At 67.8% G+C, this 23,583-nt stretch carries 20 protein-coding genes and 1 pseudogene; 11 read left to right on the top strand and 10 right to left on the bottom strand.

What is annotated here, in order from left to right:
• Positions 1–53: 53 nt before the first annotated feature.
• Both ACFWF2_RS27355 and mce read right to left on the bottom strand, forming a co-directional pair.
• Complete coding sequence (locus tag ACFWF2_RS27355; protein WP_189034694.1) at positions 54–1,061, bottom strand: hypothetical protein; 1,008 nt, start codon at positions 1,059–1,061, stop codon at positions 54–56.
• An 86-nt stretch (positions 1,062–1,147) separates the two neighbouring features.
• Positions 1,148–1,609, bottom strand: coding sequence for a methylmalonyl-CoA epimerase (gene mce / locus ACFWF2_RS27350; protein WP_378856262.1), 462 nt, complete (start codon positions 1,607–1,609; stop codon positions 1,148–1,150).
• A gap of 133 nt (positions 1,610–1,742) precedes the next feature.
• Between mce and ACFWF2_RS27345 the strand changes: the two genes are divergently transcribed.
• The 5 genes from ACFWF2_RS27345 to ACFWF2_RS27325 all read left to right on the top strand — a co-directional run bounded on the left by ACFWF2_RS27345 (position 1,743) and on the right by ACFWF2_RS27325 (position 5,914).
• Positions 1,743–2,927, top strand: coding sequence for an acetyl-CoA C-acetyltransferase (locus ACFWF2_RS27345; protein WP_379310318.1), 1,185 nt, complete (start codon positions 1,743–1,745; stop codon positions 2,925–2,927).
• Positions 2,928–3,025: 98 nt separating this feature from the next.
• Positions 3,026–3,394 (top strand): DUF3817 domain-containing protein, encoded by a 369-nt coding sequence (locus ACFWF2_RS27340; RefSeq protein ID WP_379310317.1) that lies wholly within the window; start codon positions 3,026–3,028, stop codon positions 3,392–3,394.
• A gap of 61 nt (positions 3,395–3,455) precedes the next feature.
• Positions 3,456–4,313 (top strand): tetratricopeptide repeat protein, encoded by an 858-nt coding sequence (locus ACFWF2_RS27335; RefSeq protein WP_379310319.1) that lies wholly within the window; start codon positions 3,456–3,458, stop codon positions 4,311–4,313.
• Positions 4,314–4,424: 111 nt separating this feature from the next.
• Positions 4,425–5,510 carry a class I SAM-dependent methyltransferase gene (locus tag ACFWF2_RS27330; protein ID WP_379310316.1) on the top strand — a complete coding sequence of 362 codons (1,086 nt, stop codon included), beginning with the start codon at positions 4,425–4,427 and terminating at the stop codon, positions 5,508–5,510.
• A 14-nt stretch (positions 5,511–5,524) separates the two neighbouring features.
• On the top strand, positions 5,525–5,914 hold the full coding sequence (locus ACFWF2_RS27325; RefSeq protein WP_379310315.1) for a nitroreductase/quinone reductase family protein: 390 nt from the start codon (positions 5,525–5,527) through the stop codon (positions 5,912–5,914).
• Between the two features lie 2 nt (positions 5,915–5,916).
• Here ACFWF2_RS27325 and glgB read toward each other — a convergent pair whose 3' ends face one another.
• The 3 genes from glgB to ACFWF2_RS27310 form a co-directional block, all read right to left on the bottom strand.
• Entirely contained in the window at positions 5,917–8,073 is a 2,157-nt protein-coding gene (gene glgB / locus ACFWF2_RS27320) for a 1,4-alpha-glucan branching protein GlgB (protein WP_379310314.1), read from the bottom strand.
• Positions 8,073–10,073 carry a maltotransferase domain-containing protein gene (locus ACFWF2_RS27315; protein ID WP_379310313.1) on the bottom strand — a complete coding sequence of 667 codons (2,001 nt, stop codon included), beginning with the start codon at positions 10,071–10,073 and terminating at the stop codon, positions 8,073–8,075. The genes glgB and ACFWF2_RS27315 overlap by 1 nt, the downstream gene beginning before the upstream one ends.
• A 98-nt stretch (positions 10,074–10,171) precedes the next feature.
• Positions 10,172–10,762, bottom strand: a complete 591-nt coding sequence (locus ACFWF2_RS27310; RefSeq protein ID WP_379310312.1) for a TetR/AcrR family transcriptional regulator — start codon at positions 10,760–10,762, stop codon at positions 10,172–10,174.
• Between the two features lie 79 nt (positions 10,763–10,841).
• On the opposite strand from ACFWF2_RS27310, the gene ACFWF2_RS27305 reads away from it, so the two are divergent.
• Complete coding sequence (locus ACFWF2_RS27305; RefSeq protein ID WP_379310311.1) at positions 10,842–11,264, top strand: VOC family protein; 423 nt, start codon at positions 10,842–10,844, stop codon at positions 11,262–11,264.
• Between the two features lie 103 nt (positions 11,265–11,367).
• On the opposite strand, the gene ACFWF2_RS27300 is transcribed toward ACFWF2_RS27305, so the two are convergent.
• Complete coding sequence (locus tag ACFWF2_RS27300) at positions 11,368–11,853, bottom strand: hypothetical protein (protein ID WP_379310310.1); 486 nt, start codon at positions 11,851–11,853, stop codon at positions 11,368–11,370.
• Between the two features lie 321 nt (positions 11,854–12,174).
• Here ACFWF2_RS27300 and glgP point away from each other — a divergent pair, with 321 nt between their 5' ends.
• The 4 genes from glgP (at position 12,175) to ACFWF2_RS27280 (ending at position 17,417) form a co-directional block, all read left to right on the top strand.
• Positions 12,175–14,745, top strand: coding sequence for an alpha-glucan family phosphorylase (gene glgP / locus ACFWF2_RS27295; RefSeq protein ID WP_379310309.1), 2,571 nt, complete (start codon positions 12,175–12,177; stop codon positions 14,743–14,745).
• A 103-nt stretch (positions 14,746–14,848) separates the two neighbouring features.
• Complete coding sequence (locus ACFWF2_RS27290) at positions 14,849–16,210, top strand: NCS2 family permease (RefSeq protein WP_379310308.1); 1,362 nt, start codon at positions 14,849–14,851, stop codon at positions 16,208–16,210.
• 64 nt (positions 16,211–16,274) lie between these two features.
• The gene (locus ACFWF2_RS27285) at positions 16,275–16,688 is read left to right on the top strand and encodes a hypothetical protein (protein ID WP_379310307.1); all 414 of its coding nucleotides are present in this window, start codon (positions 16,275–16,277) and stop codon (positions 16,686–16,688) included.
• A gap of 186 nt (positions 16,689–16,874) precedes the next feature.
• Entirely contained in the window at positions 16,875–17,417 is a 543-nt protein-coding gene (locus tag ACFWF2_RS27280; protein ID WP_379310306.1) for a DoxX family protein, read from the top strand.
• Positions 17,418–17,479: 62 nt separating this feature from the next.
• Here ACFWF2_RS27280 and ACFWF2_RS27275 read toward each other — a convergent pair whose 3' ends face one another.
• Together ACFWF2_RS27275 and ACFWF2_RS27270 are read right to left on the bottom strand one after the other, a co-directional pair.
• A complete protein-coding gene (locus tag ACFWF2_RS27275) occupies positions 17,480–18,112 on the bottom strand; it encodes a hypothetical protein (RefSeq protein ID WP_379310305.1) in 633 nt (210 codons plus the stop codon).
• Positions 18,113–18,134: 22 nt separating this feature from the next.
• Positions 18,135–21,131: a toll/interleukin-1 receptor domain-containing protein gene (locus ACFWF2_RS27270; protein WP_379310304.1), complete on the bottom strand. Its 2,997-nt coding sequence runs from the start codon at positions 21,129–21,131 to the stop codon at positions 18,135–18,137.
• Positions 21,132–21,385: 254 nt separating this feature from the next.
• Here ACFWF2_RS27270 and ACFWF2_RS27265 point away from each other — a divergent pair, with 254 nt between their 5' ends.
• Entirely contained in the window at positions 21,386–22,198 is an 813-nt protein-coding gene (locus ACFWF2_RS27265; RefSeq protein WP_379310303.1) for a hypothetical protein, read from the top strand.
• 20 nt (positions 22,199–22,218) lie between these two features.
• Here ACFWF2_RS27265 and ACFWF2_RS27260 read toward each other — a convergent pair whose 3' ends face one another.
• Together ACFWF2_RS27260 and ACFWF2_RS27255 are read right to left on the bottom strand one after the other, a co-directional pair.
• On the bottom strand, positions 22,219–22,740 hold the full coding sequence (locus tag ACFWF2_RS27260) for a tetratricopeptide repeat protein (RefSeq protein ID WP_379310302.1): 522 nt from the start codon (positions 22,738–22,740) through the stop codon (positions 22,219–22,221).
• Positions 22,724–23,583: pseudogene (locus ACFWF2_RS27255) on the bottom strand (hypothetical protein); the annotation flags it as partial. The pseudogene ACFWF2_RS27255 and the gene ACFWF2_RS27260, both read right to left, overlap by 17 nt.

Here is a 23,583-nt window from a genome sequence, read left to right as displayed (position 1 = left end):
GCCTTCGGTTCTTCAACTATCGGGGTGGAGCCGATGTCGTCGCAGGTCCGACGTCAGTTGCTGATGTCGGCGTTCTCGCGGTCCTCGTCGACGATGTCGGAATCGTCGTCGGCGACCTCGGGGATGGCTTTGGTCTGGCGGGAGCCGGACACGGACTTGTTGTTGCCGTTGTTGCTGATGGACTTGCGCTCGGGGGCACCGTCGAGCAGCTCGCTCTCCCGGTTGACCGCCGCGAGCATGGCGGGCACCGAGTCGAGCTGACCGCGGATACCGAGCAGCTGGGCCAGGACGCGGCCGCGCAGCACGCGCATCTCCTCGGCCAGTTCCTTCGCGTGCGCGATCTTGCGCTCGGAGGTCTGGGTGGCGGAGCTGATGAGGCGGTTCGACTCATCGGTCGCGTCCTTGATCCGCTGGGCGGCCTCGGCGCGACTGGTGGCCTCGAGCTCCTCCATGGCACGGGTCAGCTTGGTGCGCCGATCGTTCATGGTGGCCTCGAAGTCCTGCTGGGTGGCCTTGCGCTTGGCCTCGGCCTCCTTGCCGAGACGTTCCACATCGGCCTGGGCGGCCTCGATGATCTTGGCGGACTCGGTGCGCGCGTTCGCGAGGGTCTGCTCGAACTCGATCTCGAGCGCCTCGCGCTTCTCCTTGGTCTCCGCGAGCAGCGACTCGTACTTGCCACGCATCTCGGTGGCCTGCTGCTCGGCGATCGACACCATCTCGGCGGCTTCGGCCTGCGCCAGCGCACGGACCTCGGACGCTTCGTCCGAGGCGAGGCGCAGCATGCGCGAGATACGGTCGGACATTCCTTCGGCGGTGGTCGGCGGCACGGAAAGCCGGTCGACCTCCTTGCGGAGCTCGTCGATCTCGTCCCGAGCGTCTTCCAGCTGGCTGGCGAGATTCCGGGCCTGCGCGGCGGCAGCATCCCGGTCGGTGGCGGTGACGCGAAGCTCGGCGTCGAAGCGGTCGAAGTAGTTGCGCACCTCGTCTTGCGCATAACCCTTGCGCACAACGGTGAAGGGCAGTGCAACGAAGCGATTGCGATCGGACTCAGGTGACGACATGGCACACAAAATACAGCCTCGAGCGAGCCTATGGAGACTCGACCGGGATTGTGATCTCGCCGAGATTTACCGACCGTATCCGCGTACTAGTGCGTAACATTCGGGTTCGGCTCGACGAGCTCGACCAGCACACCGCCAGCATCCTTCGGATGGATGAAATTGATGCGGGAATCGGCAGTGCCGTGACGAGGCGCTTCGTACAGCAAACGCAGTCCACGGTCGCGCAGGAAGGCCGAAACCGCCTCGATGTCGGTGACCCGGTAGGCCAGCTGCTGCAGGCCCGGTCCGCTACGGTCGATGAACTTGGCGATCGTCGACTCCGGGGTCAGCGGGGCCAGTAACTGCAGTGCGGTGGCGCGGTCGGCCGCCGCGGGGCACGACAGCATCGCCTCGACGACGCCCTGGGCCTCGTTGACCTCGCGATGGGTCTCGACCATGCCGAGATTGTCGGTGTACCAGGCGACGGCGGCGTCGAGGTCGGGCACGGCGATGCCCACGTGGTCGACGGCGATGACGTAGTCGGCGGGGATGATGTACTCGTTGCTCACTCCTCGAAGCTAGCGCGTACCTGGGTGCCGTGTCCGCTCCGATACCGGTTACCGTTGAGTGCAACCCTTGACGTGCACGGCTGAGCGCTGTGTGCGTCACGGCGAGGTTCGACTCAATGAATGCGAGGCTTTCGTGACGACTTCTGTCATCGTGTCCGGTGCGCGTACCCCGGTCGGCAGGCTCCTGGGCGGTCTGAAGGACTTCAAGGCCTCGGATCTGGCCGGTGTGGCCATCAAGGCGGCGCTGGAGAAGGGTGGTGTGGCGCCCGAGCAGGTCGACTACGTCATCCTCGGTCAGGTGCTGCAGGCCGGCGCCGGGCAGCTGCCCGCCCGCCAGGCCGCGATCGCCGCGGGCATCCCGATGGATGTGCCGTCGCTGCTGATCAACAAGGTCTGTCTGTCGGGCATCAACGCGATCGCGCTGGCCGATCAGCTGATCCGCGCCGGTGAGCACGAGATCATCGTGGCGGGCGGCATGGAGTCGATGAGCCAGACGCCGCACCTGCTGCCCAAGAGCCGTGAGGGCCACAAGTACGGCGACACCACCCTCGTCGACCACATGGCCTACGACGGCCTGCACGACGTGATCACCGACCAGGCGATGGGCCTGCTGACCGAGGACCGCAACGACCTCGACAAGGTCAGCCGCGAGGAGCAGGACGCGCTGGCCGCGGCCTCGCACCAGCGCGCCGCCGCCGCGTGGAAGAACGGTGTGTTCGAGGACGAGGTCGTGCCGGTGGCCGTGCCGCAGCGCAAGGGCGACCCGATCTACGTCACCACCGACGAGGGCATCCGCGCCGACACCACCGTCGAGTCGCTCGGCAAGCTGCGTCCGGCCTTCCGCAAGGACGGCACCGTCACCGCGGGTACCGCCTCGCAGATCTCCGACGGCGCGGCCGCGGTGATCGTGATGAGCAAGGCCAAGGCGCAGGAGCTGGGTCTGGAGTGGATCGCCGAGATCGGCGCCGCCGGTCAGGTCGCCGGTCCGGACTCGACCCTGCAGGACCAGCCGGCCAACGCCATCCTCGCCGCGTGCGCGAAGGAAGGCATCACCCCGGCCGAGCTGGATCTGATCGAGATCAACGAGGCCTTCGCGGCCGTCGGTGTCTCCTCGACCAAGAAGCTGGGCTACGACCCGGAGAAGGTCAACGTCAACGGTGGCGCCATCTCCATCGGCCACCCGCTCGGCATGTCCGGCGCCCGCATCCTGCTGCACCTGGCGCTGGAGCTGAAGCGTCGCGGTGGTGGCGTGGGCGCTGCCGCGCTGTGTGGCGGTGGCGGCCAGGGCGACGCGCTGATCATCCGCGTCCCCGCCTGATCCTTTTCGACACGACGGGCCCCTGCCGAGCGCGGGGGCCCGTTTGTGTGACCGGTCCAACTACGTAGTGTCGTAGTGGGTCCGGCACAATGGGGATCATGGGTTTCTTCGATCTGCGGTCCACTGCCAGTCGTTTCCGGTTCTTCGCGGTGCTCGAGGCACTGTCGTGGATCGGTCTGCTGACCGGTATGGCGTTCAAGTACATCCCCGCCGAGGGCAACGAGATCGGCGTGAAGATCTTCGGCCCGGTGCACGGCGGCATCTTCGTGCTGTTCGTGATCACCGCGCTGCTGGCCGCGCGTGAGCTGAACTGGAGCTGGAAGACCACCGTGCTGGCGCTGGCGTCGAGCATTCCGCCGCTGGCCACCGTGATCTTCGAGGTCTGGGCCGTGCGCACCGGCCAGCTCGGCGAGCTGAGCACCGGCGCCGCGAAGGGCTCCCCGGCAGCCGCTCCGACGGCTTCGTGACAAACTGGAAACTGTGACTCGACCCGCTGCCCGTCGTCCTTCGCCCGCCGCTGCCGCCGCCATGTCCGGTGCGGTGGATCTGTCCGCGCTGAAGCAGCCGCCCGCCGCTCCCGGCGGTGCGCCTGCGGCCTCGGGGAACCACTCGGTGACCGAGGCGGATTTCGAGACCAAGGTCATCCGCCGCTCGATGCAGGTGCCCGTGGTGGTCGCGCTGTACTCGCAGCGCAGCCCGGGCAGCGTCGAACTGATCCGCACGCTGGAACGGCTCAATGCCGACGATCGGGGTGCCTGGGATCTGGCCGCCATCGAGGCCGAGCCGAACATGAACATCGTGCAGGCGCTGCGCGTGCAGGGCATTCCCACGGTGATCGCGGTGGCGGGCGGGCAGCCGCTGGCCGACTTCGAGGGTGCCCAGCCCGAGGCCCAGGTCCGGCAGTGGCTGGACGCGGTCATGGACGCGACGGCGGGCAAGCTCGAGGGCGACCCCAACGGGCCGGAGCCCGAGGTCGAGGACCCGCGCTTCACCGCCGCCGAGGACGCGCTCGCCGAGGGTGACATCGCCGGCGCCGAGGCGGCCTACGAGGCGATCCTGGCCGCGGAACCCGCCAACGAGGAAGCCAAGGCGGCCCTGCGCCAGCTGCGCTTCCTGACCAGGGCCCAGCAGATCGACCCGGCCGTGGTCGCCACCGCCGACGCCGATCCGGCGAATCTGGACGCCGCCCTCGACGCCGCCGACGTGGAGCTGCTCGAGCAGCGCCCCGAGGCCGCGTTCGAACGGATCATCGCCGTCATCAAGCGCACCGCGGGCGACGACCGCACCGCGGCGCGCACCCGCCTGCTCGAGCTGTTCGAGCTGTTCGATCAGGCCGAGCCCTTCGTCGTCGCGGCCCGTCGCAAGCTGGCCACCGCGCTGTACTGACGCGTCAAACCTTCCTCCTCGGGGCCGTCCCGGCTGAACTGCCGGGACGGCCCCGCCGTATCTCCAGTAGACCCGCGGCACCGGGCCGCGAGCTGACCGGAGGAGAACGATATGACCTCACTGGACCATTCGGCCGCGCCGGACCAGGCCGAGGTGGAAGCCTTCGCGGGCACGATGATCGAGATGCTCGACCACGCGAGCACCGCCCTGATGATCAGCATGGGCCACCAGGTCGGGCTGTTCGACACCATGGCGGCCAACCCGGGCGCGACCAGTTCGGCACTCGCCGCGGCGGCCGGGCTGGACGAGCGCTATGTCCGCGAATGGCTCGGCGCCGTCACCACCGCGGGCATCGTGCGCTACGACCCGCCGACCGCCACCTACACCCTGCCGCCCGCGCACGCGGCGAGCCTGACCAGGGCCGCAGGCCCGGAGAACCTGGCCAGGATCATGCAGTTCATCGCCCAGCTCGGCGAGGTGGAGCCCAAGATCGTCGAACGGTTCCGGATCGGCGGCGGCCTGTCCTACGACGACTACGCCCGGTTCCACGCGCTGATGGCGGAGGAGAGCGCCGAGGTGTTCGACGCCGCGCTGATCGACGTGGTGCTGCCGATGTCGCCGGGGCTGACCGACCGGCTGCTGATGGGGATGGACGTCGCCGATATCGCGTGCGGCAGCGGCCACGCGGTGAACCTGATGGCGCGGGCGTTCCCGGCCAGCCGGTTCCGCGGCTACGACTTCTCCGCCGACGCGATCGCGGCGGGCCGGGCCGAGGCCGAGGCGATGGGCCTGACCAATGTCGAGTTCGTCGTCCAGGATGTCGCGGAGCTGAACGAGCCAGGCACCTGCGATCTGATCACCGTCTTCGACGCGATCCACGACCAGGCGCATCCGGCGCGGGTGCTGGCCAACATCGCCGCGGCGCTGCGCTCCTACGGTGTCTTCCTGATGGTCGACATCCACGCGTCGAGCATGCTCGAGGAGAACATCGACCTGCCGCTCGGCCCGTTCCTGTACGCGATCTCGACGATGCACTGCATGTCGGTGTCGCTGGGGCAGGGTGGCGACGGGCTCGGCACGGTCTGGGGTGAGCAGCGTGCGCTGTCGATGCTCGCCGATGCCGGGTTCACCGACGTGCAGATCCATCATGTCGACGGTGATCCGCTCAACACTTACTACGTCGCGGCCAAAGATTGAGCTACGGTCGAAACATGGCCTCCAAGAAGGATATTCAGCACCGGGTCGTGACCACGTTGCAGCGGCCGCTCAACCGGGTCGTGCGCAGACTGCCCGGCCATCAGCTGCTCGAGACCACCGGCCGGGTGAGCGGGCAGCCGCGGATCACGCCGATCGGTGGGCGCCGTACCGGAGACCAGTTCTGGCTGGTCTCCGAGTTCGGTGAGCGCTCGCAGTACGTGCGCAACATCATGGCCGACAACCGGGTGCGGGTGCGGCTGCACGGGCGCTGGCACAGCGGCAGCGCCCACCTGGTGCACGACGACGACCCGCGCGCCCGGCTGCGTGCGCTTCCGCGCTACAACAGCGCCGCGGTGCGCGCGGTCGGCACCGACCTGCTGACGATCCGGATCGACCTGGACTGAGCTCAGCGCTCGGCGGCCAGCCAGACCGCGCTGTTCGGGGCCAGGGTGACGGTGGCCGAGGCGGGGCGGCCGTGCCACGCGGTGTCGTCGGCGGCGACAACGCCGAGATTGCCGACGCCGGAGCCGCCGTATTCCTGGGCGTCGGTATTGAGGACCTCGCGCCAGGAACCGCTGTGCGGCAGGCCGATCCGGTAGTCCTGTCTGGTGGAGCCGGAGAAGTTGAAGACACAGGCGACCGCGCTGCCGTCGGAGCCCCAGCGCAGGAACGCGAAGACATTGGCCGCGCTGTCGTCGGCCTCGATCCAGGAGTGCCCGCCGGGGGTGGTGTCCTGGCTCCAGAGCGCCGGATGCGCGGTGTAGGTGCGGTTGAGGTCGGCGATCATCGTCGAGATGCCCTGGTGCAGTGGGTTTTCCAGCTCGTGCCAGTCCAGGCCGCGGTCGTTGTCCCATTCGCGGAACTGGCCGAACTCCTGGCCCATGAACAGCAGTTGCTTGCCGGGGTGTGACCACATGTAGGCGAGCAGGGCGCGCACACCGCTCGCCTTGGCGAAGTCGTCGCCGGGCATCCGCGTCCACAGCGTGCCCTTGCCGTGCACGACCTCGTCGTGGCTGATCGGCAGCACGTAGTTCTCGCTCCACGCGTAGACCAGCGAGAACGTCATCTCGTTGTGGTGCCAGGACCGGTGGATCGGGTCGCGGCCCAGGTAGCCGAGGGTGTCGTGCATCCAGCCCATGTTCCACTTCATGGTGAAACCGAGGCCGCCGACATCGGTGCCGCGGGTGACGCCGGGCCAGGTGGTCGACTCCTCCGCGACGGTGACGACGCCAGGGTAGGCGCGGTGCACGGTGTCGTTGAGTTCCTGCAGGAAGTCGACGGCTTCCAGGTTCTCCCTGCCGCCGTAGACATTCGGCTCCCAGCCACCCTCGGGACGCGAGTAGTCCAGGTAGAGCATGGAGGCGACCGCGTCGACGCGCAGGCCGTCGATGTGGAACTCCTCGATCCAGAACGCGGCGTTGGCGACCAGGAAGTTGCGGACCTCGTTGCGGCCGAAGTCGAAAACGTAGGTGCCCCAGTCGAGTTGCTCGCCGCGGCGTGGATCGGGGTGTTCGTAGAGCGGGGTGCCGTCGAAGCGGGCCAGCGCCCATTCGTCGCGCGGGAAGTGCGCGGGCACCCAGTCCAGCAGCACGCCGATGCCCGCGGTGTGCAGGTGGTCGACGAAGTAGCGGAAGTCGTCGGGGCTGCCGAAGCGGGAGGTGGGCGCGTAGTAGGAGGTGACCTGGTAGCCCCACGAGCCGCCGAACGGGTGCTCGGCGACCGGCAGCAGTTCGACATGGGTGAAGCCGGTCGTGCGCACGTAGTCGGCGAGCTGTTCGGCCAGTTCGCGGTAGCCGAGGCCGGGACGCCATGACCCGAGGTGCACCTCGTAGACGCTCATGGGGGAGTGGGTGGCGTCGGTGCGCGCGCGCCGGTCCAGCCACGCGCTGTCGGTCCACACGTGGTCGGCGCGGCTGACCACCGACGCCGTCGCCGGCGGCACCTCGGTCGAGAAGGCCAGTGGGTCGGCGTGATCGACGACGCGGCCGTCGGCGCCGTGCACCCGGTACTTGTAGCGCGTGCCCGGCCCGACGCCGGGCACGAACACCTCCCACACCCCGGACGTGCCGAGCGCGCGCATCGGCGCCGAGCTGCCGCTCCAGTGGTCGAAATCGCCGAAGACGGTGACGCCGCGGGCATTCGGCGCCCACACCGCGAACGAGGTGCCGTCGACGTCGCCGTCGAGGGTGGTGTAGTGCCGCGGATGCGCGCCGAGCACCTCCCACAGCCGGGTGTGGCGGCCCTCGCCGATCAGGTGCAGATCGAACTCGCCGACGGTGGGCAGGAAGCGGTAGCCATCGGCGGCGATCACCGTCTGGCCGCCGGGGTATTCGGTGCGCACGCGGTAGTCGTCGATCTGCGGATACGGCAGGACCGCGGCGAATACGCCGTGCCCCAACGACTTCAGCGGATGCTCGGTGGCGCCGACCAGCACGGTCACCGTCTCGGCGTGCGGGCGCAGCACCCGGACCGCGGTGCCGTCGGCGTGCGGGTGCGCGCCGAGGACGGTGTGCGGGTCGGGATGGGTGCCCGCCGCAAGCAGCATCAGATCGCGGCGTTTCATTACAGCGTCCCGCGATAGGCCAGCGGTGCTCGGGCGGCGGCGGGGACAGCGGGCAACGCCAGGATGTGCGCGGGGGCGCGGGCGGGATCGAGGCGCACGAAATTGGTCTGCCCCCAGTGATATTCCTCGCCGCTGACCTCGTCGAACACCACCGGGTGGTCGTGCCATTCGCGGCCGATCGCGGGCAGGTCCAGCGAGATGTGACCCTGTTCGGCGCCGTACGGGTTCAGGTTCACGATCACCAGCACCGCGTCACCGGAGATCGGATCGAACTTGGAGTACGCGAGCAGCGCGTCGTTGTCGATCGAGTGGAAGTGGATGCAGCGCAACTGCTGTAGCGCGGGGTGGGCGCGGCGGATCTCGTTGAGCCGGGTCAGCCACGGTTCCAGCGATTCGCCGCGGGCCAGCGCGCCGGCGAAATCGCGGGGGCGCAGTTCGTACTTCTCCGAGTCCAGGTATTCCTCGCTGCCGGGCCGCACCGCCTCGTGTTCGAACAGCTCGTAGCCGGAATACACACCCCACGTGGGGGACAGGGTCGCGGCGAGGACGGCGCGGATGGCGAACATGCCAGGACCGCCGTGCTGCAGGCTCTCGTGCAGGATGTCGGGGGTGTTCACGAACAGGTTCGGCCTTGCCTCGTCGGCCTTGGCGGCCAGCTCGTTGCCGAACTCGGTGATCTCCCACTTGTATACGCGCCAGGTGAAATACGTGTAGGACTGGCTGAAGCCGCGGCGTGCCAGCCCGTAGAGCCGGGCGGGGCGGGTGAAGGCCTCGGACAGGAAGATCACGTCGGGATCGGTGCGGCGCACCTGCGCGATCAGCCACTCCCAGAAGTCCGCGGGCTTGGTGTGCGGATTGTCGACACGGAAGATGGTGACGCCCAAGGCGATCCAGTGCCGCACGACCCGCAGCACCTCGGCGTAGAGGCCGTCGGGGTCGTTGTCGAAGTTGACCGGGTAGATGTCCTGGTACTTCTTCGGCGGGTTCTCCGCGAAGGCGATGGTGCCGTCGGGCAGGGTGGTGAACCACTCCGGGTGGGCCCGCACCCACGGGTGGTCCGGTGCGCACTGCAAGGCGAGGTCGAGTGCGACTTCCAGGCCGAGACCCTGTGCGGTGGCGACGAATTCGGTGAAATCGGCCTCGGTGCCGAGCAGGGGGTGGATCGCGTCGTGGCCGCCCTCGACCGAGCCGATGGCCCACGGCGAACCGACATCACCCGGTTCGGTCGTGAGGGTGTTGTTGCGGCCCTTGCGATTGATCTCGCCGACCGGGTGGACCGGCGGCAGGTAGACCACGTCGAAGCCCATGCCCGCGATGCGGGGGAGTTCGCGGGCTGACGTCGCGAAGGTGCCGTGCACGGGGTCGCCGTCGGCGTCCCAGCCGCCGGTCGACCGTGGGAAGAACTCGTACCACGACCCGACCAGTGCGCGGCGGCGCTCCACCAGCACCGAGTGCTGGGCGCCGCGGGTGACCATCTCGCGCAGCGGGGTCGCGCGCAGGATCTCGGCGACCTCCTCGGAGAACGCGGGCGCGACCCTGGCGGGGAGCTGCTCGTCGCCGCGCAGGGCGGTGGCGGCGGCCCGCAGTCGTTCGAACTGCTTCTTCGGGACCAGCTGGGCGGCCCGCTCGAAGAGAGTGGCGCCGATCTCGAGGTCGTTGGCCAGGTCGGCGGCGCTCTGGCCGACCGCGAGCTTGGCCTCGACCGCCGAACGCCAGGTCGCGATCGGGTCGCTCCAGCCTTCGATGCGGAAGGTCCAGGTGCCGGGGGTGTTCGGGGTGAAGATCGCGTTGAAGACGTCCGGTTCGTAGTCGGGCGACATCCGGATGCGGGTGATGCGCGACGAGCCTGGCGCGCGGACCGCCAGCGTCGCGGCTACGGCGTCGTGGCCCTCGCGCCACACGACGGCGCGGACGGGAAACACCTCGCCCACCGCGGCCTTGGCCGGGCGTCCGCCGGGTATCGACGGGGCGATGTCATCGATGGCAATCCGGCCGGTCACCGCACAAACCTACTGCATGTGCGGCAGTCGGGGGTCGCGGGACGCGGGCCCCGTGTGCGCGGGTTCGGCGGTCGAGCCGAGGCCGGGAGCCACCGGAATCAGGCGGCGCGCAAGCCCGCGAGGAGCCGGTCGAGCGCGGTGATGGTGTCGGGAAGTGCGCCGGGGTCGGCGGTGGTGGCAAGCCACAGGGCGGCCTCGTTCATCGCGCCGGAGAGGAGCTGGGTCAGCGGGGCGACCGGTTGCTCCGGGAGTATCCCGGCGTCGACCAGTGATCGCAGGGCTTCGTCCAGGTGGCGTGCCGAATTGGCCTCGTCCATCGCGCGCCATTCGTGCCAGCCGAGCACGGCGGGACCGTCGATCAGCATGATCCGCTGGACCAGGGGGTCGGCGCACGCCCGCAGGAAGGCGGCGCAGCCGGTGGTCAGCTGTGTCCACGGATCCGGCTCGGCGTCCGCGGCGGCGGCCACCTGCGCGCCGACCTCCTCCTGGACCTGGGTGAGCACCGCCTTGAACAGCTCGGCCTTGCTGTCGAAGTGGTGGTACAGCGCGCCCTTGGTGACCCCGGACGCCGACACGATCTCCGACAGGCCCACGGCCGCATAGCCTTTCGCGGCGAACAGGCGCCTGCTCTGCGTCAGCAGGACGCGCCGTGTCTCCTCCCGCTGCTGTGTCCGCGTGGTCGCCGCCATCGCCGTCCTCCCATTGACCTACCGCCGGTATGTGAACTAGTCTACGATACATACCGACGGTATGTGAAAGGGAAACGTCATGGCACTGAGCAGCTTCTACCCGGTCCTCGCCACCACCCAGATCGCGGAATCCCGCGACTTCTACACGCGCTGGTTCGGCTTCGAGGTCACCTTCGAGGCCGACTGGTACGTCAGCCTGCGCCGCCAGGGCGGCGACGGCGAACCCGCCTACGAGCTGGCCTTGCTCGACCCCACCCACCCGACCATCCCCGCCGGGTACGGCAAACCGGTCCAGGGCATCGTGCTGAACTTCGAGGTCGACAATGTCGACGCAGAATGGGAACGCCTCGTAGTCACCGGCGGCCTGCGCGCCGAACTCGAACTCCGCACCGAAGACTTCGGCCAGCGCCACTTCATCGTCGCCGACCCCTCCGGCGTCCTGATCGACGTCATCACCGAGGTTCCACCCACCCCGGAATTCGCCGCCCAGTTCACCCAGTAGACCTGCACCGACAAAAGGCGAGACTCCCGGCGCGACTGCGTTTTTCACCGCAGCGGCACCGGGAGTCCCCGAGCCGGGGGCAGTTACCTGCCGACCCGCCCTCTCAGGGCAGGACCTGTGGAATGACCTCGGGGTTCACGTGGCCCACGTAGCCACCGATCATGGCACCGATGAGCGCGTGGGGGAGTGTGCCGACAATGAGGCACAGCGGGTAGCCCACGCCCAACACGATCACGGACGGGATGCAGTTGACCAGGGTGACGAGCGCACCGATACCGGCACCGGCGAGGGCGCCGTTGATCACCGGGTCGGGGTTCTCGGCCTTCGGATCGGTCGCGACGTCGTGCAGCTGGGTCTCGATCGCATCCGAAACCACGGGAGCGGCCACCTCCGAGACAGGGTCTTCGCCTGAAAGCTCGGCGTCCTGCGGAATCGCTGTGCCCGCCGGGGTGGTGGATCCGAACGAAAACTCGGCGATGGTGGTCTCGTAGCTGTCATCCTGGAGGGCCAACGCGGTGGCCGGATGGGCCTGCTGGTCGGCGTAGGCATCCGCCGACGCGACACCACTTCCAGCGAAGGTGACCGCCACAACCACCGGCAGTGCACCGAGAAGAATATTGCGAGTTGAGCGCTTGAACATTAAGTACTCCCTCTCGACCTGTTGCCCCCCGACCCGGACTAATCGAACGTCGACCGGGCTATTAGTAATAGCCGTCACCCTTTAAAGGCAACTTTTGTGATCTATTTCACATTGACAATCGTGGACCAATCCGTTTTGAGAACTGGTGAGAACGTCGGTAACTCCCCAACCGCCTCCCAGCCACCGCGCACCCAACGCAAGCACGACAGCCAACCTCCGAGCTCCCGGGCGACACGCTGAATTCGCGGGGAGGCGGTAGGGTCTCGGGGGGTGAAGGCACTTCGTCGGTTCACTGTCCGTGCCCATCTGCCGGAGCGGCTCGCCGCGCTGGGTGAGTTGTCGACGAACCTGCGGTGGTCGTGGCACGGCCCCACGCAGGATCTGTTCGCCGAACTCGACCCGGAGCTGTGGCGTGCCGTCGGCCAGGACCCGGTGCGGATGCTGGGGGAGGTGCCCGCCGAGCGGCTCGACGAGCTCGCCGCCGATCCCGCCTATATCGCCCGTGTCGACGCGGCGGCGGCCGGTCTGCGGGATTACCTGACCCGGCCGCGCTGGTTCCAGGAGCAGACCGGAACCGACGTGTCCGGCATCGCCTACTTCTCGATGGAGTTCGGCGTCACCGAGGTGCTGCCGAACTATTCCGGTGGTCTCGGCATCCTCGCCGGTGATCACCTCAAGGCGGCGTCCGATCTGGGGCTGCCGCTGATCGGCGTCGGACTGCTGTACCGCTCCGGGTATTTCCGGCAGTCGCTGTCGGCCGACGGCTGGCAGATGGAGCACTATCCGGCACTGGATCCGCAGGGATTGCCGTTGCGGTTGCTCACCAGCGACGGGTCGCCGGTGCTGATCCATGTCGGCATGCCGGAGGGCCGGGTGCTGCGGGCCAGGGTGTGGATCGCCCAGGTCGGCCGGATTCCATTGCTGCTGCTCGATTCCGATATCGCCGAGAACGATCCGGAATTGCGCGCGGTCACCGACCGGCTCTACGGCGGCGACCAGGATCACCGGATCAAGCAGGAGATCCTGGCGGGTATCGGCGGTGTCCGCGCGGTGCGCGCTTATACCCGTGCCAACGGCCTGCCCGATCCCGATGTCTTCCATATGAACGAGGGCCACGCCGGTTTCCTCGGGGTCGAGCGCATCCGCGAATTCATCGCGGACGGACTGGATTTCGACACCGCACTGGCCGCGGTGCGGGCGGGCACCGTCTTCACCACACACACCCCGGTGCCCGCGGGCATCGACCGGTTCCCGATGCCGCTGGTGCGCCGCTACTTCGGTGGCGCGCACGGCGAATCCGAATCCGCCTTGCTGCCAGGGCTTTCCATCGACCGGATCCTCGCCTTCGGCCGTGAGTCCGATCCGTCGGTGTTCAACATGGCGCACATGGGTCTGCGGATGGCGCAGCGCGCCAACGGCGTGTCGAAACTGCACGGCGAGGTCAGCCGGGAGATGTTCGCCGGGCTGTGGCCGGGCTTCGACGCGTCCGAGGTGCCGATCGGCTCGGTCACCAACGGCGTGCACGCGCCGACCTGGGCGGCGCGGGAATGGATCGACAAGGCCCGCGAGCTCGTCGGCCCCGAACTGGTCGAGGAGGCGCGGGGCTGGGAGAAGCTCAGCGACGTCGACCTCGGGCAGCTGTGGTCGACGCGAAACACCTTGCGCGGTGTGCTGATCGACGAGGTACGCCGTAGGCTGCGCGCCTCCTGGCACCAGCGCGGCGCGGCCGACGCCGAACTGGCCTGGATCGACGACGTCTTCGACCCGAATGTGCTCACCGTCGGCTTCGCCCGCCGCGTGCCCACCTACAAGCGCCTCACCCTGATGCTGCGTGATCCGGAACGGCTGCGCGCGCTGCTGCTCGATCCGCAGCGTCCGGTGCAGCTGGTGGTCGCAGGCAAGAGTCACCCCGCCGACGACGGCGGCAAGGCGCTGATCCAGCAGGTCGTCCGCTTCGCCGACGATCCCGCGGTGCGGCATCGCATCGTCTTCCTGCCCGACTACGACATGTCGATGGCCCGCTACCTGTACTGGGGTTGCGATGTGTGGCTGAACAATCCGCTGCGCCCGCTCGAGGCGTGCGGTACCTCCGGCATGAAGTCCGCGCTCAACGGCGGGCTGAACCTGTCCATCCGCGACGGCTGGTGGGACGAGATGTACGACGGCGAGAACGGCTGGGGCATCCCCACCGCCGACGGCGTCCGCGACGAGCACCGTCGCGACGATCTCGAGGCCTCGGCACTGTACGAGCTCGTCGAGCGCACCGTCGCGCCCCGCTTCTACGATCGCGATGCCGCCGGTGTCCCGGTCCGCTGGACCGAGATGGTGCGCCACACCCTGCAGACCACCAGCCCGCAGGTGCTGGCCTCGCGCATGGTGCGCGACTACGCCGAGCAGTACTACGGTCCCGCGGCCGCGGCGTTCGGCCGGGCCGCCGCCGACAAGTTCGCCGGCGCCGCGCAGGTCGCCGAGTACCGCAAGCGGGTCGACGCGGCGTGGCCGTCGGTGCGGGTGGTGCAGGTCGACAGCTCCGGACTGCCCGACACCCCGGTGATCGGCGCGGAACTGTCGCTGCGCGCGCGCGTCGAACTCGGCGGGCTCGCGCCCTCGGATGTCGTGGTGCAGGCCGTGCTCGGGCGGGTGTCGCCGACCGACGACCTGTCCGACACCACCGTCATCGAGATGGCCCACACCGGCACCGACGACGGAACCCACCTGTACTCCGTGCAGTCCCCGGTCCCGCTGTCCGGCGCGGTCGGCTACACCGTGCGGGTGCTGCCGCACAACGCGCTGCTGGCCTCCGACGCCGAGCTGGGGCTGGTGGCAGTAGCGGGAGCGTGACCTGCACCGCGACGGCAGCGGTGAGTTCTTCGATTCAGTGAACTTTCCGCTACCGTTCCTGGGTCGTTCTTCTTTGAATTCTTGAAACGCGGACTGGAGTGTCATGGCCGGCGATGTCGCAACTCGTGCCCGAGGGCGCCTCGACAGATACTTCGGTGTCACGTCGAGCGGGTCCACCTTCAAGCGCGAGGCGATGGCGGGCACGGTCACATTCCTGGCGATGTCGTATGTGCTGGCGGTGAATCCGTCGATCCTCGGTGACGAGGGTGCGTTGGGCGACAAGGGCATCCCGATGCAGGCGGTGTTCACCGCGACGGCGGTGGCCGCGGTCTTCGGCACGCTCGTCATGGGTATCTGGGCGAAGTACCCGATCGCGCTGGCACCGGGCATGGGCCTCAACGCGTTCTTCGCCTACACGGTGGTGCTCAGCATGGGCATCCCGTGGCAGGTGGCACTGTCGGGCACGTTGCTCTCGGGCATCATCTTCTTCATTCTCGCGGTGACCAAGGTCCGCGAACGGATCCTCAACGCGATCCCGTTGCAGATGAAGTTCGCGGTCGGCGCCGGCATCGGTTTGTTCGTCGCGTTTCTCGGTCTGAAGAACGCGGGCATCGTCGTCAACAGCGACGCGACGCTGGTCGCCCTGGGCGACTTCACCAAGGGCACCACCCTGCTCGCGCTGTTCGGCCTCGTGGTCACGGTGATCTTCCTGGTGATCGGCTGGCACGCCGCGGTGCTCTACGGCATCGTCGCGACCACGATCCTCGGCATGGTGACCGGTCTGGTCGGCGTGCCGGACGGCATCGCCGAGCTGCCCAAGGGCCTGGATCAGACCTTCGGCCAGGCGATCATCCACCTGCCCGACGCCTTCACCGCGCAGATGATCGTCGTCGTGCTCACCATGCTGTTCGTCGACTTCTTCGACGCCTCGGGCACGCTGATCGGCGTCGCCAACCAGGCGGGCCTGCTGAACAAGGACGGCACGCTGCCGCGCGCGGCGAGTGCGCTGGCGGCCGACTCGGTCGGCACCACGGCGGGCGCGATCATCGGCACCTCGACCACCACCGCCTATGTGGAATCGACCGCGGGTGTGTCGGCGGGCGGCCGGACCGGCCTCACGGCGGTGACGACAGCGGGCTGGTTCCTGCTCGCGATGTTCTGCTATCCGGTGTTCTCGGTGATCGCCGGATCTGCCGAGGTCACCGCGCCCGCGCTGATCGTGGTCGGCGTGCTGATGGCGCGTGCGCTCGGCGATATCGACTGGCAGCACCTCGAATACTCGGTGCCGGCCTTCCTCACCGTGATCATGATGCCGCTGACCTATTCGATCGCGAACGGATTGGCGATGGGCATGATCTTCTACCCGGTGGTGATGGTCGCCAGGGGCCGGATCAAGGAAGTGCATCCGGCCATGTGGGGGTTGATGGTGCTCTTCCTCGGGTACTTCTTCTTCCTCGTCGAGTAGGTGTTGGCACCATAGGTGTGCCTATACTTAGGCTAGCCTAGCCAAGCTTGAAGGAGATTTACCTATGAAGCGCTCGCTCGTTGCCGCGTCGATGGCGGTTGCCACCATCTTCGCGCCGGTCACCGCTGCCGTCGTCGCCACCGCTCCCGCCGCGATCGCCGCCCCGGCGACGCCGTCGGCCGGTCAGCTCCAGGGCAAGCTGCAGGCGGCCATGAACGGTTCCTCGGCCGAGCTCGAGTCGGGCAACGCCGGTGGCCTCTCGGTCGTCCGCGACACCGTCAACCGCATCCCCGGTTACAGCTGGGATGTCTCGGGTCCGGTGACCGTGGACGGCGACACCCTGTCGGCCACCCTGAACAGCCGCCTCGGTGACTACAGCTTCCCGATCCCGGTGACCTGGAAGGACATCGACGGCACCTGGAAGCTGTCGCAGGAGTCGGAGAGCACGCTGGTCAGCTACGCGACCATGGCGTGGTGAGCTGAGTTCTTTCATCTGGAAGGGCCGTCCCCGAGCGGGGCGGCCTTTTCGCTGTTTTGTGAGCAGGGTCACAGAACTGTGGGGAACGGCGTGAAATAGTTGACCCGGGACCCAGGTTGTGACCGGAAGAGGCAATCGGACTGCGGTCCGGTTGCGGGCATGTATCGAATCGCAGATGAGGAAACGATGACCGACACCGCTACCCGCACCACTCCCACCACCGACGAGGTCAACGCGCTCGGCATCGGACTGCTGGTGCTCCGCGTCGGCTTCGGCGGCCTGATGGCCGCCTACGGCGCCCAGAAGTTGTTCGGCTGGTTCAACGGTATGGGCTGGCAGGCCACCACCGACGGCTTCGAGGCGATGGGCTACAACCCGGGCGTGGTCTTCGGAACACTGGCCGGACTCAGCGAACTGGTCGGCGGCCTGCTGCTGGTCTTCGGGCTCTTCACCCCGCTCGCCGCGGCCATCGTCGTCGGCACGATGATCAACGCGATCAACGTGCTGTGGAGCGGCGGCCTGTTCCCGGAGGATCCGTCGGTGACCGGCTTCTCCAGCCCGCTGGTCTACGCGATCGCCGCCGCCGCGCTGGCCTTCACCGGACCGGGCCGCTTCTCGCTCGATGCAGGCCGCCCGTGGGCGCGCCAGGGCGTCGTGTGGGGTGCCGCGGCCATCGGCGTCGCCGTCGTCGCCGCGGTGCTGACCCTGATCCTCAAGGCAGCGCTCTGAGCTAGCCGAGACAGCGGCGCGGTAACTGGAATCCGGTTGCCGCGCCGTCTTGTCCGGGCCGGTTACCGGATCGGCACGGTCTGGTTCTGCGATCCGCTGTGTATCGCGTCCTCGCAGCCCGGTATCGCCTTGCGCGCCTCATCCAGTTCCGGTGTGGAAGCCTCCTGCTGCCTCAGTTCCCTCCCGCGCGTACCGGCTCTGGTGAGCACCTGCTGGAAGTTGTCGAGAGCGGCTGTCAGTTCGTCGGCGGAGGTGGCCGAACGGAACCGGGTGGCGCTGTCGGCCAGCTCCGTCGAGGTCTGTCGCATTTCGGCGAGGGCTTGCTTCGCATTGCCCGTGGTCTCGCCGTTCGGCGGCTCACCCAGTTTCTCGCTCTCCTCGGCCAGCTCGTCGAACAGGCGTGCCATCTCCGCGGCGATGTCGGCGAGCCGCGTCTGCGTGGCAGGCCCCGCGGTCTCCAGTATCCGGCGGACCAGTTCGTGCGTCCGTGCCTGGTACCGGACCGCGATTTCGCATTCCGACCGGACGTAGTCGTCGAGGCCGACCGCGTCGGTGCCGCTGCCGCAGCCACCCAGCGCGACCGAGACGATCGCCGGCGCCGCAGCGAGTCCGGTCCGGAGTCTTCTTCGCTGCGCGGGCCCCCTATCGCCGCGCGGTGGTCCCGAAGCTCGAAGGCGCACAATGGAATTGAACATTTCGATACCTCCACTATTCTGCTCAACCGGTGTCATCGGGAGGAATTGGAAGCCCTTCGCAGACCCGTAGGTAGCCGATTTCCGGCGAAACCCACTCTCGCCACTGCTTGCGGCTCATGTTGTGCGACAGCTTTCCGCAGAGATCGTCGTGCCAGGACGACGGGCCGGGCCACAACCAGGCGGTGACGGTCTCATCCGAACCGATGTTGAGTGACAGGACTCGGCGGTCATCGGCGCTCAGAATCACCCGAGCGACATCGTCGGTGCCGCTGGTGAGCGGGTCACCGACCGACGCGCCGCTCGCGGCATCCCAGAATCGCAGGGTGCGATCCATGCTGCCGGAGACGACGATTCGGCCGTCGGCGCTGATCGCGACACCGCCGACGGCGTCCGCGTGCCCATGCATCGGCTCACCGATCGGATCGCCGGAGGGAACCGTCCAGCGGCGCAGCGTCGTGGCGCCACCAGTCACGATGAAGTCGCCGCGGCCGCTGACTGCCAGGCTGGTCGAAACCTCAGGGCTGATCACCGGGGCGCTCACCAGTTCGCGCGTCGCCGTATCCCACGTGCGCAGCGCGTACGCGCTCAGCGAGATGACCTGGCGCCCGTCCTTGCTGAACGCGACGTAGCTGACCCGCGACTCGTGCCCGCCCAGTCCCGCGATGTGCTCGCCGGTCGCTGCGTCCCACAGGTGGACGGCCTTGTCGTCGCCGCCCGCGGCGAGGACGTTCCCGTCCGGGGTGAACGCCAGACTCCAGATCTCACCCTCGAAGCCGCGCAACGGCGCGCCGATGGTGTCGCCCCGCTCCGCGTCCCAAAGCCGGATCTCGTTGTCCGCGCTCTCGGACACGATTCGCCGCCCGTCCTGGCTGAAGGCGAGCTTGCGAATCCAGGATCCGTGCCCGGTCAGGACCCGGATCGGCGTGCCCGACGCCGCATCCCAGATGACGATGTTCCTGTCCTGGCCTCCGGACGCGATCCGGCGTCCGTCGGAGCTGACGGTCGTGACCCGGACTGGGCCGACATGCTGACGCAGCGGCGGGCCGATGGCCCGTCCGGTGTCGGTCTCGAACTGCCAGAGTGTGCCGTCCCGATAGCCGGCCACCATCCGGCGGCTGTCCGGTGCGAACGCCACGCTGGCCGGGATCGGCAGGCCGTCCGTGCTCGGCGGTCCGGTGATCCGGTGCCCGCCGGAGGCGTGGGTGCCGGTGTGCCAGATCCGGGCGGTCCCGTCGAGGCTGCCCGAGAGCAGTCTGCTGTCGTCCCGGCTGAATGCCAGGCTGGTCACCCAGCCGGTATGGCCGGTGGCGTTCCCGCGCGGTGCACGAGACTCGGTGTCCCACAGGTGGATCGTGGCACCGATGCCGCCCGCCGCGAGCCGCCGCCCGTCGGTGCTGAACGCGACCGCCGAGCCGGTATGGCGTCCGTCGTTGGGCAGCGGATCGCCTGCGCTGCCGGTAGCCGGATCGAACAATCTGACCTGCCCGTGCTGGTCGGCGATCGCGACGTGACGGTTGTCCGGGCTGAACGCAACCGAAGTCACCGTCGCGCCCACGTCGATGGGCGGGCCGATCGGCGCCTGGTCGACCGTGCTCCATACCCGCAGCGAATTGTCCGCGCTGCCGGACACGACGCGGCGACCGTCCGGACTGATGGCCACGGCCTCGACCCGTGCGCTGTGTTCGCTCATCGGCGCGCCCACCTGCCGCCTGGTTTCGGCGTTCCAGATCCGCACGGTCTCGTCCAGACCGCCGGACAGCACCGTGGCTCCGTCCGCGCTGAATGCCACGCTGCGAACGGTGCCTTCGTGGCCGGTGAATTCACCGATCAGCGCGTGCGACTCCGCGTCCCACAGCTGCATCCCCGTACCGCCGGAGACGATGCGGTGCCCGTCCGGACTGAAGGCCACGCTCATCGTGAACAGCGGGCTCTGGAATGGTTCACCGATCAGCAGTCCGGTGTCGGCGTCCCACATCCGGATCTGGGTGCCGCCTGCCACGATACGGCGGCCATCCGGACTGATCGCTACGCTCCAGACCAGGTCGAGGTCGCCGAGGGCGGCCATGGCCTCGGGCTGAATCGCCATGCCGGAGAGGAACGGATCGCCAACCTGGATGATCTTGCTCGTATCGGCCAGCCGCTTCAGCGTCCGGAGCAGGACCCCGGGGTCGGCCGCCCCAAGACGTCCGGATGCGAGGGCCTGCAGGATCGCCCGCTCGTCGTCGCGTGGCTTCGATCCGCTGAGTATCGAGTCGGACTCGGCGGCCAACCGTAGCGCCACCGCCGTGTCGCGCTGGCGTATCGCCTCATTGCGCTGGTCCAGCGCCTCACGTCGTTGCGTCACCGCGAACACCGCGGCGAGGAGAGCCATGACAGTGAGGATGACGAGACCGGCGATGGCCGCACGCCGCAGCCGACGGAAGCGGCGCAGCTCGCGGCGGTCTTCATTGGCCAGCTCGTCCTTGTCCTTGCCGTGGATCGGCGCGGCCAGATCGGTGACCTTCTCCCGGAACAACGGGGCCGCCGGGTCCCACGGCGCATCGTCGCTCACGTCGACGTAGAGCGGCTCCGTGGGCAGCGCACCCGGCCTCGTCAGCGCGGGCGGCGCGGCATCGGACCGGTCAGGATCGAACCGTCCGGTGTCCTCGTCCCAGCTCAGCCGCCCGCCGGCGAGGACGAACAGCAGCTGATCCGAACCGCGGCAGGCCAACCAGTGGGCTACTTCCCGGTCGACCCATTTCGATATCGCCGCGTCCGGGGAGAGCACCACGATGAGGTACCTGGCGCGGTCCATCGCCGCGGCGACTTTGCCCCACAGGTCCGGACAGGCGGTCAGATCGGTGGCATCGCGGAACACGCGCAGCGCACGTAAGTGACCCATCCGTCGGCTGATGCGGTGCAGACCCTTCTGAATCCCGGCGGCGACCTGTCGATCAGGGCGGTGCGTGTAGGAGATGAAGGCGTCGTAGGCGAACGACTCCCGAGGCAGCGATAGTTGCGCCTCGAGCTGAGTAGACACGGTCCTCTCCCTGTCCAGAGTCGATTCCTGGCCTGGGCGGATCCAGGATCATCGAAGTCTGCCGCCGGCGCAGCGGGATGTCGTGCGTATCGGACTACTCGATTCCTCGACACCCGACTCGCCGTTTCGTCATGGGCCCGATGCCTGTCGTTCCACGCAGTACCCGCACCTGTCGCCGCGGGCGATTACCCTCGTCGGCGGCGCCTGTCGACGCGGCGCCGCGCATGGTCCGCGTATCGAAGAGGAGAGCTGCGATGAAGGCTTACGACCTGGGTTTCGGAGATTCGGCGGACAAACTGGCCGAGACGCCCGGCGGTGAACCGCTGACTCTCGACGCGCCGGTCCGCTCCGGTTGGATCGGCAGCGAGGGGCCCGCGATCGACCCGGCGACCTGGCCGCGCGGACCGGTCACCGGACTGCCGATGATGCACGCGCTCACCCTGCGTCTGCCCGCCGACTTCCAGCGCCGCGGCTCCGGGTTCCCCGCGATCGCCTTCTTCCAGGGTGAGGGCCAGTTCGCCGACGCGACCAACCCGATCGAGCCCGACGCGGACTCCGACGACCCGGTCGCCCGCGACCTGGTCGCCACCCGCCTGCACGCCCAGCTGCAGCTGCTGCACGACGAGATCGGCGGCGTGTTCGCCCTGATCTGGCTGACCGAAGCGGAATTCGCGGGCGGCCCCGTCGCCCCGCCCGCCGATGTGCGCCCGCCCGGTTCCCCTGTCGCGAGCGACGAGGGCCGCAACGCCTGGGACGACATGCACCCCACCGTCGGCGTCTGGCTCGCCGAACGCACCGCCGACCCCAATATCGGCATCCCCCCGGTCGAATACGAGCCGAACACCCGCTACCAGGACCCCCTCACCGAGGACTCCGGCTGGAACCCCTGGGCCGAGCCCCTTTTCGGCCGCTCCCACCTCGGCGGCACCGCCTTCCCCGTCCAGGCCCTCCCCGAAGGACTGACCCCGTACTACCTGGAGATCGAGGAAGTCGCAGGCATGAACTTCGGCGGCGGCAACGCCCAACTCGATTTGGAGTCAGGCGTTTTCGACTGGTCCTGCGGGTAGGACTACACGAGCGAGTCGAGTCAAGCGGGAGGTTCGCTGAACAATATCTCCGCTTCAGTGAAGAGCCGTATGCACTGCTCGTATAGCGCATCGGATTCAGTGAGTACGGCGAGGCTGCTGGTGGCGCGCGCTTGTCCGATCAGGGAGTTTCCAGCGCCGAGTCGATCGCCGAGTTCCCTGAAGATCGTCACGGCTTGCTCGAACGACTGGATGGCGGCTGAGTACTCGCCTAATAGTCGCGCGACCTCGCCACGGAGCTGGAGAGTCCGAGCATAGTCGATTTGTTGTCGAAACTCCTCGCTGGAGATAGCGTCATTTGTGCCCGATTGGTCGGGTGACCTATCACTGCTTGCGAGTTGTAGCCAAAACCCAACAGCGTCTGCGAGTGGAGATTCGGTTGCGGACTCGTTGAGCGATTCGATTTCTGAGGCGAAAATTATTTCGTCAGCGGCCGAATCAAACCATTTGCGTGCCGACTCGGCATCCGCGAATCTTTTCGGTAGTACGTTGAGGAGGTCGCTGCTTTCATCTGCCACGGTCATCACCGATGCTACCCACATCGTCATCGTCAGGTGTGAGATCCACCGTGACCAGCTGCCCGCGAACTCCGATGACCAGTTGGTGCAAACGCTCGCGTGCGAATCCGAGAAACAGGTCATGAAATTTGTAGCGCGCGTGTGGGATGGGAGTCAGCATGCCGTGAGCGGCCAAATCGACGAGGCCGAGTTTTATCTGGACAGGATTCCGGCTGATTAGTGAGGCAATCGAGTATGCGTCGAAGTCGGGTCCCGGGTGGAGAGCGCAGGCGCGTAGTAAGCTTCGTGCCGGGTCGGGTAAAGCCTCATAGGACACCCTGAAAGCTGTGGAGACCGCGCTCTCGAGGTCAGGGACCTCGTCGTATGGATGGTCAGCGTCGGACATAAGGGCGCTGAGATCACCGGCAGTCATTCCGTGATGGAGCTTTGCACCGATGCTCTGAAGCGCGAGGGGTAGGTAGCCGCATAGACGCGCCAGATCGGTGAATGCAGGATCGACCTCTTCGGGATAATCAGAGATCGACTTGTCGGCGATTCCATGGTGCGCAATCTGACGAAGTAGGCCTTCAGCTGAGTGTGCGCTCAAGACATTCAGGTCGATGCGAATCGTCGACGACAGCCGGTCGAGTGGGTGTCGACTAGTGATCAGTGTGCAGCATTGAGCATCACTGCCTGGGAGCAGCGGCTCGACTTGCGCGGCGTCGCGTACATTATCGAACAATAGCAGCGCGCGCCGATCGGCCAGCCATGACCGCCAGCGGGCAGATCTGGCCTCAATTGTTGCGGGGATCGAGGGTTCGTCGAACCCGGCTTCTTGTAGCAACTCGCCGAGAATGCGGTAAGGATCCC

Source organism: Nocardia sp. NPDC060259 (assembly GCF_042728775.1).
Lineage (GTDB): Bacteria > Actinomycetota > Actinomycetes > Mycobacteriales > Mycobacteriaceae > Nocardia.
This window is presented reverse-complemented; position numbering and strand designations above follow the sequence as displayed.

What these genes read in the sequence shown, in the direction of transcription:
- ACFWF2_RS27355 (WP_189034694.1), bottom strand. Translation starts at nt 1,061, where the DNA reads ATGTCGTCACCTGAGTCCGATCGCAATCGCTTCGTTGCACTGCCCTTC.
- ACFWF2_RS27340 (WP_379310317.1), top strand. Translation starts at nt 3,026, where the DNA reads ATGGGTTTCTTCGATCTGCGGTCCACTGCCAGTCGTTTCCGGTTCTTC.
- ACFWF2_RS27335 (WP_379310319.1), top strand. Translation starts at nt 3,456, where the DNA reads ATGTCCGGTGCGGTGGATCTGTCCGCGCTGAAGCAGCCGCCCGCCGCT.
- ACFWF2_RS27330 (WP_379310316.1), top strand. Translation starts at nt 4,425, where the DNA reads ATGACCTCACTGGACCATTCGGCCGCGCCGGACCAGGCCGAGGTGGAA.
- ACFWF2_RS27325 (WP_379310315.1), top strand. Translation starts at nt 5,525, where the DNA reads ATGGCCTCCAAGAAGGATATTCAGCACCGGGTCGTGACCACGTTGCAG.
- glgB (WP_379310314.1), bottom strand. Translation starts at nt 8,073, where the DNA reads ATGAAACGCCGCGATCTGATGCTGCTTGCGGCGGGCACCCATCCCGAC.
- ACFWF2_RS27310 (WP_379310312.1), bottom strand. Translation starts at nt 10,762, where the DNA reads ATGGCGGCGACCACGCGGACACAGCAGCGGGAGGAGACACGGCGCGTC.
- ACFWF2_RS27305 (WP_379310311.1), top strand. Translation starts at nt 10,842, where the DNA reads ATGGCACTGAGCAGCTTCTACCCGGTCCTCGCCACCACCCAGATCGCG.
- ACFWF2_RS27290 (WP_379310308.1), top strand. Translation starts at nt 14,849, where the DNA reads ATGGCCGGCGATGTCGCAACTCGTGCCCGAGGGCGCCTCGACAGATAC.
- ACFWF2_RS27285 (WP_379310307.1), top strand. Translation starts at nt 16,275, where the DNA reads ATGAAGCGCTCGCTCGTTGCCGCGTCGATGGCGGTTGCCACCATCTTC.
- ACFWF2_RS27280 (WP_379310306.1), top strand. Translation starts at nt 16,875, where the DNA reads ATGACCGACACCGCTACCCGCACCACTCCCACCACCGACGAGGTCAAC.
- ACFWF2_RS27275 (WP_379310305.1), bottom strand. Translation starts at nt 18,112, where the DNA reads ATGTTCAATTCCATTGTGCGCCTTCGAGCTTCGGGACCACCGCGCGGC.
- ACFWF2_RS27265 (WP_379310303.1), top strand. Translation starts at nt 21,386, where the DNA reads ATGAAGGCTTACGACCTGGGTTTCGGAGATTCGGCGGACAAACTGGCC.
- ACFWF2_RS27260 (WP_379310302.1), bottom strand. Translation starts at nt 22,740, where the DNA reads ATGACCGTGGCAGATGAAAGCAGCGACCTCCTCAACGTACTACCGAAA.